Raw genomic sequence first — 12,384 nt, 5'->3', positions numbered from 1 at the left:
CGGATGGGCCGGCTGTATCGCGTGCTCGCCGGCCAGCTGATGCGGGAGGTGGGGCTGCACCCGAGCCAGGAGCCGGTGATGCGGACGCTGTGGGAACGCGGCGGCCTGCGGCTGGTGGACCTCGGCGAGCTCACCGGCTCGGACGCGGCGACGATGACCCGGACCGTACAACGCCTTGAGCCGGCCGGCATGGTGCGCCGGGTCCCTTCCCCCACCGACAAGCGGTCCGTCATCGTCGAGATGACGACCGCGGGCCTCGCGCTGCGCCGGAGGGTCGAGGGCATCCGCACTACGGCTCGCGCTGTAGGGATTTCTGCTTCATCGCCGACTGCCCCGTTCGGGAGGACTCCCGTTCAGGTCTTACACCAGCTCCCCAGACAGACACCGCCAGCCCGGCGGTCAGAAGGTTGTTCGCCGCGTTCACGTCCCGGTCATGGGTCGTGCCGCAGACGCACGTCCAGGTGCGGACGCTGAGCGGCATCCTCTCGGCGTGGGCGCCCCCGTGCGAGCGATGAACCCGAACCCGCTTGCCGGCCGGCTTGGTCAGGCCGCCGCGCTCGTCGCCGCCGGTGTAGTCGTAGTCCCAGCGGCGTTGTCGAGCTTCGTGCCGGGGTCGGTTCCGCACCGGCTCCGGCGCGGCACGCTGGTCGATGCCATGCTGGAGCGCCAGGAACGCAACGTCCGCTTCTGGCAACGGATGCGGGAGAGGACGGATACCGTCGAGACCGCTGCGCGGCAGATCGACGACTGGATTGCCTGGTCGCACCGTGAGCGAGCAGTTCGCCTCTCCTGGACCGTGCCACAGGCAGACGTCCTGCCTGCTGGGCCTGAGTACCCGGTCCGTTACTCATAGGCTGATTCCCCCGCGGCCGCCCCCGAGATCCCCGCCGATGGCGGGTCCCCTGACGGTGGGTGTCAGGATCGCGCGGACCCTGTCGACGTATCCGTGGAGTTTGGCGACATTGCTTGCGTAGACCGCCTCGCCGAGCAGACGCGTGGTGTCGCTGAAGATGAGCAACGGCGTGGGGTGCAGCGCATACTTGGCGGCCTTGACGACAGCAGAGAGGTGTTCATCACCCCTCGTCGCTTCGGTGGCAATCTCTGCTACCCAGCCCTCGATCCCGGAGCCGGGGAGCATCGCTTTCCCCAAAGCGTCGATGGTGTCTGCGGCTGCCCGCTCTCCCGGATGCACGGGCTGGCCGGCCTGTGTCTGGATCTCCTCGTACGAAAGACCGCAGGAGACCCAGTTGTGGGAGCGCATCAGGACAGCGATCCAGGCCGCGTTGTCGATGAGATCCTTCAGCGCACGATCAGTCCCCGGCACATTGCACACCGACTGCCGCGGGAGGAACCCGCGGAGCTGTTCCACCAGTCCTGCCGCCTCCCCCGCGAGCTGGTCCTTCCTGGCAGGATCGCCGAGGAGCCCGCGGGCCTGACGTGCCGTGCGCAGCAGTGCGAGGGCCGCGTCCTCACGCAGCCGGGGAAGCCCCGGTCCCTGCCCGGGCTCTCGCGGCTCCGGACCGGCAGGCTTGGTCTGGGTCATCCGTTCCCCCTCAGGTGACTGTCCAGCGCGAATATATTCCGGCGGAGTCAAGATCGAGTTGCCGGTGCGAAAGGAGCTGCGGACGGTTCGCAGGGGTCCTACGCGGTGATGCGCAACCGTGAATGCGCCCCCTGACGCTGCCTGAGATGCGCTCTGAGGCGGGGCGTGGTTCACCGATCCGATCCATCCGGTTTCCGAGCGTCCCGCCCGTCAGCGATACGTGAGGGGAGCGCCGTGCGGACATCCACGCTGCTCTGCCCGCCCGGGCTCTTCCGTACGACGAGACGGCTGCCAGGAGGCAGACGCTCCACCAACTCCACGAGGGTGTAACGGCGTTCCCGCTCCGCGTGCATCCTGCTGCGTTCGCGCGCCATGTCCCCCAGCAGCTGCCACAGTCCCGCCCGCCGCCGCGGCGTGCCATCCATCCCACGGCGGCGGCCCCCCCGCCGCCAGGACCGGAGCCGCTTCGCGTAATTGCCCCACACCCGCCTCCACTGCCTGCATCGGGGCCATTCGGACAGACCCTCATCACAGAAAGGCGCGGGCAGACCCAAAACGCTGCGGCTCAAGGCCCGTTAGCCGAACCCGAGCAGCACCAGCCACCCCGCCCATCCGCCTGTTGCACGGCGGTACCGGGCAAGGCCCGAGCGGCAAAGGGAAGCATCCCGCGAAGGCCCGGTCATGGTCGTGATGCCGGCTCACGGGACGAGCGATCGGCTTCTACTGCATAGAGAAATGCAGCGGTCGCTGCAAGAGCCCTCTCGATCGCGTACCGCGTGTTGAGTCCCGCTGCCCGGACCATCAAGATCCAAGTCCCTGGTGTCCACAACCCAGGGGTCAGGGCCCGCCTGACCAGCGGAAACGCCGTCACCGGTACGGACGGACAACAGCTACTTATAGAAGGTGGAGGAGTAGTCCCAGGTGGTGACAGGACTCCGGTGATCGTCCGCGTCGTCAGACTGGCGCACGCCCGGCCGTCGGCAGCGATGCCAGAGGGCCGGGCGTGCGGGAGCTCTCGGGGGCTGTCGGTCGTCAGTCCTTGCCGAGGAGGCGCCAGATCTGGTTCTTCTTGCTGGTCAGGGCGCCTGCCGCGTCGCATGTCCATTGATGGACGAGGGCGCCGGGTGCGGTGGAGACGTTGCTGACGTCGACGCACTTGCCGCTGTGCACGGCGACCAGTTGGTAGTCGTGGCTGTTACCGAGCGCGGTTACCGCCGCCAGCTTGAACCGCTGGTTGGCGCCGCCGTGGCAGGTCCACTGCTGGACGGCGGCGCCATCGGCCGTCGAGAAGGCCGAGACGTCCAGGCACTTGCCGCTGGAGTGGTTGACGACGGTGTAGGTGTCGGTCGTGCCGGAAACGGGGTGGAAGTCGAAACTCTGCTCCTGTCCGCTTCCGCAAGTGTTCTGCTGGTACTGGGTACCGTCGGCGGTGGACTTGGCGGGGTCTTCGAGGCAGAGCCCGCTGTGCTGGGCGACGGCCGTGGAGGAGAACCCGGCCGAGGCGCCGATGTGCAGGCCCGCGGGTGCGAAGGAGACCTGGTCGAGGTGGGGCGCGGAGCTGGAGCGCATGGGCTGTCCGATGTCGCTGCCGCCGCCGGAGGAGACCAGGCCGATGGTGGTGCCGTCGTAGTTGTAGAGCTGTGAGGCGGTGAACTTGACGGTGTTGGTGCCCTTGGTGAGGGTGACGGGGACGGTGTAGTCGGTGAACTGGTTCCAGTGCAGGGTGCTGGCGAAGTTGACGCGGGTGGCGTCGCCGCCGTTGACGCTGACGTCGGCGTGCTCGGCGTACAGGTCGGGGTTGTAGTGGTTGGAGGGCAGTTCCTCGGCGTTGGCGTAGCGCATGGTCATGGCGTAGGTGCCAGCGGAGGGTGCGTTGACGTTGAGGGTGAGGGAGTTGGCGGTTCCGTTGCCGATGCCGGTGACGACGCCGCCGTTGGCCTGGCTGTAGGTGGTGTCGACGGCCGCGGTGCCGGTGAGGGTGCCGTCCTCGGCCTGATAGGTGACGACGTTGCCGGTGGTGACGGCGGAGGTGGCGCTCAACGCGGTGACGGCCAGGTCGTCCAGGGCGAGGGTGCCGCTGGTGCCGGTCGCCTTGACCTTGTTTATGCCGCCCTTCAGGTAGATCCGGTTGGTGGAGCTGGACCAGGCGTCGGGCGTCGCACCGGCGAGGATCTGATCGTCGGCGGCCTTGCCATTGACGGTGAGGTCAGCCTGGCCGGTGTTGCGGTAGCGGGCCGTCAGATCCGCATATCCGTCTCGCGCGGAGTAGACCCAGAACGTCGCGGACCTGCCAGAGGTGAGGTTCACCGCTCCCGCGCCGAACTGGCCCTGGGAGGCGTAGGTGGTGGTATCGCTGTCGGAGAGGTTGGCCTGCTCGGCCTCGTAGAGCGTGGCGCCCTGGACGGAGGCGTCTTTGTACTGGAGATCGATCTTGTCGATGATGGCGTCTCCGACGGTCTTCGCGCCGTTGTCGCCAGTGGTGGCCAGGGTGATGGTGTGGCTGCCCGAGGTCAAGTGCACGGTGGTGTCGCTGTGCCCCCATACCACCCACTGGAAGCCCACCGGTATGTCCATCCGTGTCGAGGCACCGTCGTCGACCCGCATGTACACGTTCGTCGGGCCCTTGACGTCGGCGTCCTTGGCGTAGCTGTTACCGAAGGCCGACAGGTTGTAGTCGCCGGTGGTGGGGACGGAGACGGGGAAGGAGATCACCGTGGTCGAGCCGGTGCGCAGGCCACCGACGTCCTTGGTGCCCGAGGTGGCGAACTTGTCAAGTCTGCTGGTCGTGCCCTCGGTGTTGATGTTGTAGCCGCTGCCGCTGAGCGTGGCGTTCTCGGCCTCGTACGTGGCCGACCAGGTGCTGTCGGAGGCGGTGGGGCTACCGGTTCCGCCGGGGGAGACGATCACCTGGTACGCGGACATCGCGTCGAGGGTGATGGGGACGGTGATCGAACCGTCGGAGCCCACGGCGACGTCGGCGTCGGAGAGCCGGGCAGGGGTGGCCGCGGCGCCGATGTAGCCGCTGTAACGGTCCTGGAAGACGCTGACGTGCACGGTGCTGCCGAAGACCGCGGGGTCGATGTCCTTGATGACTGTGTTGGAGTCACCGCTGGTGCCGCCCCCGGCGAGGATGACGCGGGCCTGCTTCTTGGCTGTGTCCAGGCTCGCCAGGCCCTGGAGGGTGTACGCGGCGTTGGCCGCGGGGCCGGTGACCTTGGCGGTGTTGCCGCTCATGGAGCTGTACCAGTTGTACAGCCACCACTGGGCGTTGGGGGTGTTCTGGGCGGCGGCGGAGTCGCCGAGGTTGCCGTTGATGTTCCAGTACGGCAGATTGCCGTCGATTTTCTCGTCCTCGAGGGCCGCGATCCACTGCACCATCTGGCCGGGATCGGTCAGGTGGTAGCGGAAGGCGTACTCGTTGAGGTTGATCCGCAGGTGCGAGGGGATTCCCACCGCGGTCTCGGCCGCGCGGTAGTTGTCGACGGTGCTGCGCACGTCCGCCGGGCTGCCCAGGGTGTGCCAGGTCACGATGTCCGGCAGGCAGTTGTTGGCCTTGCAGTAGGTGAGGAAGCCCTTGAGGGCGAATTCGGTGTAGCTGGAGAGATTGGGTCCGGCCACCCGCGCTTCGGGCCAGAGGCCCTTGATGAAGTTGTACGTCTGGAGCCACTCGGCGTTGAAGGCGGCCAGCGGCGACGACTGGGTGCGCATGCCCGGGTACCACATGCCGTCGGGCTCGTTGTAGGGGACGAGGACGATGCGGTCCTTGTAGGGGCTAGCCTTCGCCTGCTCGACCTGGGTCTTCATGGCCGCCTGGTAGGCGGCGTAGCTGGATCGTTCGTAACCGAACGTGCGGTACACGTCCGTCATGTAGATCATGATGTCTTTGCCGCCGCTGTCCACGAACGGCTTGGCGACCTCCAGCGCGTCGGAGCCCGGGTGCTGCTGTCCGTCCTGGGCCTTGGTGTTGGTGGTCTGCAGCCCCATCCCCTCGATGAGGTTATTGGTCGGCAGGTCCGGGCCGTAGAGTCCGTACAGCGCTCCGGAGGCACCTCCGTGGAAGGCTCCGGTGGGGGTGCCGAGGTCGACGGTGACGGTCGGGGTGGCCGCCGAGGACGGCGTCGCCATCCCGGTGGTGACGCCGGCTATGACAGTCAGCGGGAGCAGTGTCCTGGTGATGCCGTGGAGAAGACGTCTTGTGGTCGAGCGTCTTTGCCCGATTCTTGGCATGTGCTTACGTCCCTTCTGGGGTAGGGCTGGTTGTTGCTGCGCAGGCCCCCGTGCCGGACGTGTGGGTGGGTTGTCGCTCGCGGTTCAGGCGCCGGTGGCGTCGGTCCCGGCATCCGCGCGGCGGTGGTGGTCGCGGGCGAGGAGGAGGTAGCTGCTGGCGGTCCAGGTGTAGGCGCGGTCGCGCAGGCCTGTTCCGGTGAGGGCGTCGAAGTTCTCGGCGAAGCCGTGGGTTTCGCACAGGGCGCGGAAGCGGGCGCTGATGTCGTCCGCGAGGCGCTGGTGGCCGGCGCGACGCAGGCCGTCCTCGACGAGTACGGTGGCGGGGGCCCAGATCGGGCCGCGCCAGTAGCCGTCGGCGAGGTAGTGCGGCGAGGTGGTCAGTTCGGTGGCCAGGCCGTACGGGGTGAGGTGGGCCTTGATGCGGTCGGCCAGCGCGCTGCTGACCTCGCCCGGCAGGTGCTCGCCGAGCACGATGGGCATCAGGTCGAGGAGGCTGGCGCTGCTCCAGGTGTTCCCAGTGGCGGCTCCTCGGGCGACGAACCGGTCGCCGGTCCAGAGCTGGTCGAGCAGCGCGGTCTGTGTCTCCACGGCTGCGGCCGTCCACCGGCGCTTTGCGTCCGCTTTGCCCAACTCATGGGCCAGATCGGCGAGTTCGCGCAGCTGAAGAACGAGGAAGGCGGCCAGGTCGGCGGTGACGACCACCCGCTCGGGGTCGAAGGTGGTGGCGTTGTCCCAGCCGCTGTCGTTGCCGTGCTGGTAGTAGGCCAGTTCTGCCCCGGGAGCCCGCCGGGCGGTGAGCCAGAAGTTCGTCCAGCGCTCCAAGCAGGCATACACCTGGGCCAGTTGGGCCTGGTCGGGAGGTGTCGGCAGGCGGCGGCGCAGGTGACTGAAGGCCCAGCCATGGATGGGCGGCTTGACGAAGTTGTACAGGACCTCGGAGTGGGTGACGGAGTCGGGCAGGGCGCCGCTGTCGTCCTGGTGGTCGAAGGGCAGGGCGAACTGGTCCAAAGCCAGTTCGGGGCAACCGGGCGCCAGGGCAAGGGCGTTGAAGCAGTGGTCCCAGCTCCAGACCTTGTCCATCCAGTGCTTGGACATCAGCACGCCAGGCCGCGTGACCAGGCCCGTCGCCCCCACGGTCGCCGACCAGACGACGTAGGCGGCGAGTTCGGCCGCCGGAGTGGCGGACGAACGCCAGGGGGCCACCGCGTCGACGAAGTCCGCGAACGTACGCCGCGCGGACTCCACGATGTCGTCGAAGGTTCCCGAGGACACGTACGGCGGGCGGGCGGTGTCGAGTTCCTCGATCGCGATCTCCCAGGTCCCATCCGCGTCCGCGGTCACGGCGACACCGCGGTCGGCGCTGCCCAGCGCCTGCGCCCCGGCCACCTCGGCGAGGGCGCCGGACAGCACGGTGAGGCGGTAACGGCGTCCGGTCTCGTAAGACGTGAACACGTGCCCGTCCGCCGCCGGGTCGTGGAAGAAGTACGTTCCGCTGAACGGCGTCAGGGCCTGCGCGGCGGCGAAGACGCCGATGCCCAGGCCGCTCCCCCGCAGGCGTACGGTGTCCGGCGACTCGTAGGCGAGGTCGAGGCGCCCGCTCTCGCCGATCCAGCTGAGCAGGCCCGGTGTCGCCTCGACGCGGGTCTCGACGCGGTCGCCCTCCACCGTGATGTTCAGGGGGACCAGGCGCAGCACGGCGTGCATGCCGTTCTGGTGCGAGACGAGGTGGAGGTCCTCGGAGTACGTCTTCTCCGCCACCACGGGCGAGATGTTGAACCAGGATCCGTAGGTGCTGAACGGGATGTCGTGGACGGAGAAGGCCGGGCCGGACAGGGCGGCGGTCATGGTGGCGTGACTCGTTTCTGGAGCAGGGGGCAGCAGCCGACCGACAACTGGCTGGTCCTTGTCCTTGTGGCGGGTTGGTTGGGGGACTCAGTCCTTGACGGCACCGGCGGTCACGCCGGCGGCGACGTAGCGCTGGGCGAGGACGAGGATCACCGCGGCCGGCAGTGAGGCCACCACGGCGGTGGCCATGATGGCGTTCCACTGCTGGTTGTTGTTGCCGATGTAGTGGTAGATGCCGAGAGTGATCGGCTCATGGGTGCCGCCGTTGACCAGGGTGCTGGCGAAGACGAAGTCGGACCAGGACCACAGGAAGGCGAACAGGGACACCGTGACGACGGCGTTGCGGCTCATCGGCAGCACGACGGACCAGAAGGTCCGCAGGGCCTTCGCTCCGTCCATCTGCGCGGCCTGGAGGAGTTCGCCGGGGATGCCGGACATGAACGCCGTGAAGATCAGGACCGCGAACGGGACGGCCAGGGTGGAGTCGGCGACGATCAGGCCGGGAACGGACTGGAGCAGCCCGAGTTGCAGGTAGATGGCGTAGAAGCCCATCGCCATGATGATGCCGGGGATCATCTGGGCGGCCAGCAGGACGAAGCTCAGGATGCCGCCGCCGCGCGGGCGCAGCTTGGCCAGGGCGTAGCCGGCGGGGGCGGACAGCAGCACGGTCAGCAGGACGGTGCCCAGGCCGATGACGAGGCTGGTGCCGAGGTAGGGCAGCTGCTCGCCGAGGACGGTGCGGTAGCCGGCCAGGGTGCCGTGCAGCGGCAGCAGGTCCGGTGGGCTCTTGCGCATGTCCTGGTCGCGGGTGAGGGAGACGTTGATCATCCAGTAGACCGGGAAGAGCATGATCCCGGTCAGCACGACGCCGATCGTGGTCTTCACCCAGGTACTCCTGCGTATGCGGCTCATGCCAGCGCCTGCTTTCTCTGCACGCGGACGTAGACCAGGCCGAAGACCAGGGCGGCGACCACGAGCAGGTTGCCGACGGCCGCGCCCGGGCCGAAGGCCGGCAGGAGGTTGCCGAAGCCGAGCTGGTAGGACCAGGTGGCGAAGGTCGTGGAGGAGTCGGCCGGGCCGCCCTTGGTCATGATCCAGATGATGTCGAAGACCTTGAGCGTGTACACCAGCCCCAGGAGCAGGGTGATCGCGGACACCGGGCGCAGCAGCGGGAAGGTGATGCTCCAGAACCGGCGCCAGGCACCCGCCCCGTCCAGGGCTGCGGCCTCGTACAGGCCGGCCGGGATGGACTGCAGACCGCTGTAGAGCACGACCAGGTTGAACGGGACACCGATCCAGATGTTCGCGATGATCACCGAGGCCAGCGACCAGGACGGCGAGGTCAGCCAGTTCACCGGGGCGACGCCGACGGCGTGCAGGACCGCGTTGACGATCCCGGAGTCGCTGTTGAGCATCCACGACCAGGTGGAGGCCGAGACGATCAGCGGCAGCAGCCACGGCACGAGGAACAGCGCGCGCAGGGTCGCCGACAGCCGGAAGTGCTGGTTGAAGAAGACCGCGAGGGCGAGTCCGATGGCGTACTGGAAGACCAGGCACACGGCGGTGAAGAGGGCGGTGTGCAGCAGCGCTGGGGCGAAGGCCGGGTCGTCGAAGACGGTGCGGTAGTTCGCCAGGCCCGTGAACGGGGCGTCGCCCTGGACGAAGGAGCGGACGGTGTAGTTGCGCAGGCTCAGGTCGATGTTGCGGTAGAGCGGATAGGCGTAGAAGAGGGCGAGGTAGACGGTCACCGGGGCGAGGAATCCCCAGGCGGCCCACTGTGTGGAGGTGGGCCGGCGGCGTTTCCCGCTGCGGGCCCGGGGCGGGGCGGCGGTGGCCGCCCCGTCCCGGACGCCCGCGGCCCGGTGGTCCGGCGGATGTGTGGTCTGCTTCATCGGGCCCACGTCACTTGGCCGCGGCCTGCGCCGAAGTGAGCGCATCCTTGGGCGACTTGGAGCCGCTGAGGGCGGACTGGACGGCCTTCCACATCTGCTCGGAGATCTTGGGGTACTTGGTGCCCAGGTCGTCACTGGTGCGGCCCTTGGCCGCCTTGACCGCGTCCACCCACGGCTTCAGGTCGACGTTCGCGCCCACCTGCTTGTCCTGGGCCTCGCTGGTCGGGGCCACGTAGGACAGGGTGGTATCGGTGTTGTACAGGTTGTCGCCGCTGGTCAGGCAGGTCACCAGCTGCTGGGAGGTGGCGTAGCGGCCGGAGTCCTTCTGGACCGGGACGGTCACGAACTCGCCGCCGGTCGGGGCCGCCGCGTTGCCGCCCGTGGCGGCCGGGACGGGAATCACCCCGTAGTCGAAGCCGGCCTTCTTCGCGTTGGCTAGCTGCCAGGTGCCGTTCTCGCTGAAGGCGTAGTCGCCGCTGGCGAACTCCTGCCAGCTGGTCGTCTGGGTGTTGTTGAGCACCGAGTTCGGGGCGTAGCCCTGCTTCAGCCAGTCCTTCCACAGGGACAGCGCCGACACGGCCTGGGCGGAGTCGAGTTCGGTCAGCTTGGCGCCCGCGCCCCAGAACCACGGCAGGAACTGGAAGCTGCCCTCCTCCGTGCCGATCGCCGAGAACGTGATGCCCTTCTTGCCCGCCTTCTTGACCTTCTCCAGGGCGGCCGTCAGCGACACCCAGTCCTTCACCGAGGCGATGTCGACGCCCGCGGCCTTGAGGACCTTCTTGTTGTAGTAGAGGGCGAGGGTGTTGGCGCCGATGGGCGTGCCGTAGGTCTTGCCGCCCGACTGGCCGGCCGCAAGCAGGTTGGGGTCGACCTTCGAGGTGTCCAGCTTGTTGTCGTCGGTCGTGGTGAGCACGCCCGCCTCGGCCAGGGTCGACACCACCGGGTTGTCGACGATGAGGACGTCCGGCGAGTTGCCCTGCTGCGCCGCCAGCAGCGTCTTGTTACCCAGGTCGCTGGTGTCGAATCCGGTCCGCTTGACCTTCACCCCGGCCTTGGTGCCGCACTCGTCCAGCAGCTTCGCCCAGGCCGAGCTCTTGTCGAACTGCGGGTACGGGTCCCAGATGGTGTACGTGCCGCCGCCGGCGCCCTTGGTGTCGGTGCTGCCCGAACCGGAGGAGCAGGCGGTGGCACTGACGGCCACGGCGAGGACGGTCACGGCCGCGGCGGTCAGACGGCGCTGTCTAGAGGAGCTGTTCATTGCGGGTCCTTCACTTTTGGGCACAGGTGTGCCGCGGGAGGAGTGAACAGGGGGAGGCGGGCACGCCGAACGGCGGCGGTGAGGGATTCGGGTGCTCGGTGCGTTGAGACGGACGGAACGGAGAGAGGGAGCGGGAATGCCTAGGTGTCGTGGCCGGGGAAGGGTGACGGACCCGGCGGCCGGGGCATCGGCCTCAGGAGGTACCGAGGACGGGCCTGGTGCTGGCCCGCAGAGAGATCGGGGGCGCGAGGAGATGGTGCCTGGGCGGCGCGTCGGGATGGTCGAGCCGCTCCACCAGCAGGTCGACGGCGCGCCGGCCCATCTCCTCCGCCGGTACGTCGGCCGCGGTGAGCTGCGGGGTCACCGTCTCCGCCCAGCGGCCGGCCACGACACCGGTGACGGAAAAGTCGCGCGGCACATGGCGGCCCGCCTGGGCGAGCCCCCGGTAGAGACCGCCCAGAGCGGCCTCGTTCAGCGTGACCAGGCCGGTGGTGGCCGGCTCGTCGTGCAGGATCTGTTCCAGGCAGGCCTGGCCCGACGCCGCGTCGTCCCCGCAGCAGTACGTCCGCACGGTCAGCCCGCGCTCGGCCGCGGCTTTCGTGAAGCCGTCCAGGCCGCGGTGCGCGGACTCGTATCCGGCCCGCAGCAGCTGCTCGGGACGGTTGACGAAGGCGACCCGGCGGTGGCCGAGGTCCGCCAGGTGGTGGACGCACGCCGCGGCCAGCGCGGTGTGGTCCAGGCCGACCCACCAGCCGCCCTCCGGATGGGCGGTACGGCCGATGGCGACGGAGGGGAAGTCCAGCGCGGCCAGGTGATCGACCCGGTCGTCCTCCAGCCTGATCTCCATCAGGATCGCGCCGTCGACCCGCCGCTCCCCCAGCAGCCGCTGGAACGAGCGGTCGCTGTCCACACCGCTCGGGGAGAGCAGCACGTCGTAGTCGTAGGCCGCGGCGGCCTCCACCACGCTGCCGATGAAATCCAGCTGCATGCCGGTGTAGTGGTTGCCGGCCGGCGGGAAGACCAGACCGATCGTGTTGGTCCGGCCGTTGGCCAGGGCACGCGCGCTGGCGTTCGGGCGGTAGCCCAGCTCGTCGATGACCTGCTGGATCTTCCTGCGGGTGTCGTCCGAGACCGGGCGCTTGCCGCTCAGCGCGTAGGACACGGTGCTCCGCGAGACACCGGCCCGGCGGGCGATCTCACCGATGTTCACGGGGAACTCCTTACTCGAACCGGTTCGATGCTCCTGTGAGGCAAAGCGTCCGGTCGCATGGGTGCTGGGAGTGAAGAGAGGACGGGCCACCGGGTGTCGAACCGGTTCGCGTGAAGTGAAGGTAGGAACAAGTCGGGTAGCTGTCAACACCTGAAACGACACTTCTCGTAACGACCCTGCACTCCAGGTGATCCACTCACTTCGCTCATGTCAGAGGTATTGCTGGGAGATTTCCCCGGCGCTAGGGTCCTGCGAACCGGTTCGATGAAGTGATCCTTCCGCGGCCGGGACCCGTTCCGCGCAGTGTTCGCGACCCGCGGGGCGCCTGCACTGCCACTCGGTTAGCGACGTGTCACGGGGAGCGCATCCGATCGAACCGATTCGACAGCATGTCACCACGGACTCTCCT

8 protein-coding genes and 2 pseudogenes are annotated in these 12,384 nt (G+C 68.4%); 2 read left to right on the top strand and 8 right to left on the bottom strand.

All coding sequences use genetic code 11. The features are described 5' to 3' along the window. Window positions 1-3: 3 nt before the first annotated feature. Window positions 4-219: pseudogene (locus ACIRA5_RS49970) on the top strand (MarR family winged helix-turn-helix transcriptional regulator); the annotation flags it as partial. A gap of 70 nt (window positions 220-289) precedes the next feature. Here the strand turns inward: ACIRA5_RS49970 and ACIRA5_RS49965 are convergent. Then, window positions 290-484, bottom strand: a pseudogene (locus tag ACIRA5_RS49965) (zinc ribbon domain-containing protein); the annotation flags it as partial. A 6-nt stretch (window positions 485-490) separates the two neighbouring features. On the opposite strand from ACIRA5_RS49965, the gene ACIRA5_RS49960 reads away from it, so the two are divergent. Next, a complete protein-coding gene (locus ACIRA5_RS49960; RefSeq protein WP_403704308.1) occupies window positions 491-853 on the top strand; it encodes a hypothetical protein in 363 nt (120 codons plus the stop codon). Here ACIRA5_RS49960 and ACIRA5_RS49955 read toward each other — a convergent pair. From ACIRA5_RS49955 to ACIRA5_RS49925, 7 genes are all read right to left on the bottom strand, one after another. Further along, window positions 848-1,543, bottom strand: a complete 696-nt coding sequence (locus ACIRA5_RS49955) for a hypothetical protein (RefSeq protein ID WP_403704285.1) — start codon at window positions 1,541-1,543, stop codon at window positions 848-850. The genes ACIRA5_RS49960 and ACIRA5_RS49955 overlap by 6 nt on opposite strands. Before the next feature lie 1,032 nt (window positions 1,544-2,575). Beyond that, entirely contained in the window at window positions 2,576-5,770 is a 3,195-nt protein-coding gene (locus ACIRA5_RS49950) for an RICIN domain-containing protein (protein ID WP_403704282.1), read from the bottom strand. 84 nt (window positions 5,771-5,854) lie between these two features. Further along, window positions 5,855-7,615, bottom strand: coding sequence for an amylo-alpha-1,6-glucosidase (locus ACIRA5_RS49945; protein ID WP_403704279.1), 1,761 nt, complete (start codon window positions 7,613-7,615; stop codon window positions 5,855-5,857). Between the two features lie 87 nt (window positions 7,616-7,702). Next, on the bottom strand, window positions 7,703-8,527 hold the full coding sequence (locus ACIRA5_RS49940) for a carbohydrate ABC transporter permease (RefSeq protein ID WP_403704276.1): 825 nt from the start codon (window positions 8,525-8,527) through the stop codon (window positions 7,703-7,705). Further along, window positions 8,524-9,507, bottom strand: a complete 984-nt coding sequence (locus ACIRA5_RS49935) for a carbohydrate ABC transporter permease (protein WP_403704274.1) — start codon at window positions 9,505-9,507, stop codon at window positions 8,524-8,526. Before ACIRA5_RS49935 ends, ACIRA5_RS49940 begins: the two co-directional genes overlap by 4 nt. A 10-nt stretch (window positions 9,508-9,517) precedes the next feature. Beyond that, on the bottom strand, window positions 9,518-10,765 hold the full coding sequence (locus ACIRA5_RS49930) for an extracellular solute-binding protein (protein WP_403704271.1): 1,248 nt from the start codon (window positions 10,763-10,765) through the stop codon (window positions 9,518-9,520). A 193-nt stretch (window positions 10,766-10,958) separates the two neighbouring features. After that, window positions 10,959-11,975, bottom strand: coding sequence for a LacI family DNA-binding transcriptional regulator (locus ACIRA5_RS49925; RefSeq protein ID WP_403704268.1), 1,017 nt, complete (start codon window positions 11,973-11,975; stop codon window positions 10,959-10,961). Window positions 11,976-12,384: the final 409 nt, after the last annotated feature.

Source organism: Streptomyces sp. NPDC096311 (genome assembly GCF_044763085.1).
GTDB lineage: Bacteria > Actinomycetota > Actinomycetes > Streptomycetales > Streptomycetaceae > Streptomyces.
Note: the sequence above shows the minus strand (reverse complement) of the source record. Positions and strands in the feature narration are given on the sequence as shown.

Excerpts from the sequence above, each read along its gene's own strand:
- ACIRA5_RS49950 (WP_403704282.1), bottom strand. The coding sequence starts at position 5,770 with ATGCCAAGAATCGGGCAAAGACGCTCGACCACAAGACGTCTTCTCCAC.
- ACIRA5_RS49935 (WP_403704274.1), bottom strand. The coding sequence starts at position 9,507 with ATGAAGCAGACCACACATCCGCCGGACCACCGGGCCGCGGGCGTCCGG.
- ACIRA5_RS49940 (WP_403704276.1), bottom strand. The coding sequence starts at position 8,527 with ATGAGCCGCATACGCAGGAGTACCTGGGTGAAGACCACGATCGGCGTC.
- ACIRA5_RS49945 (WP_403704279.1), bottom strand. The coding sequence starts at position 7,615 with ATGACCGCCGCCCTGTCCGGCCCGGCCTTCTCCGTCCACGACATCCCG.
- ACIRA5_RS49930 (WP_403704271.1), bottom strand. The coding sequence starts at position 10,765 with ATGAACAGCTCCTCTAGACAGCGCCGTCTGACCGCCGCGGCCGTGACC.
- ACIRA5_RS49955 (WP_403704285.1), bottom strand. The coding sequence starts at position 1,543 with ATGACCCAGACCAAGCCTGCCGGTCCGGAGCCGCGAGAGCCCGGGCAG.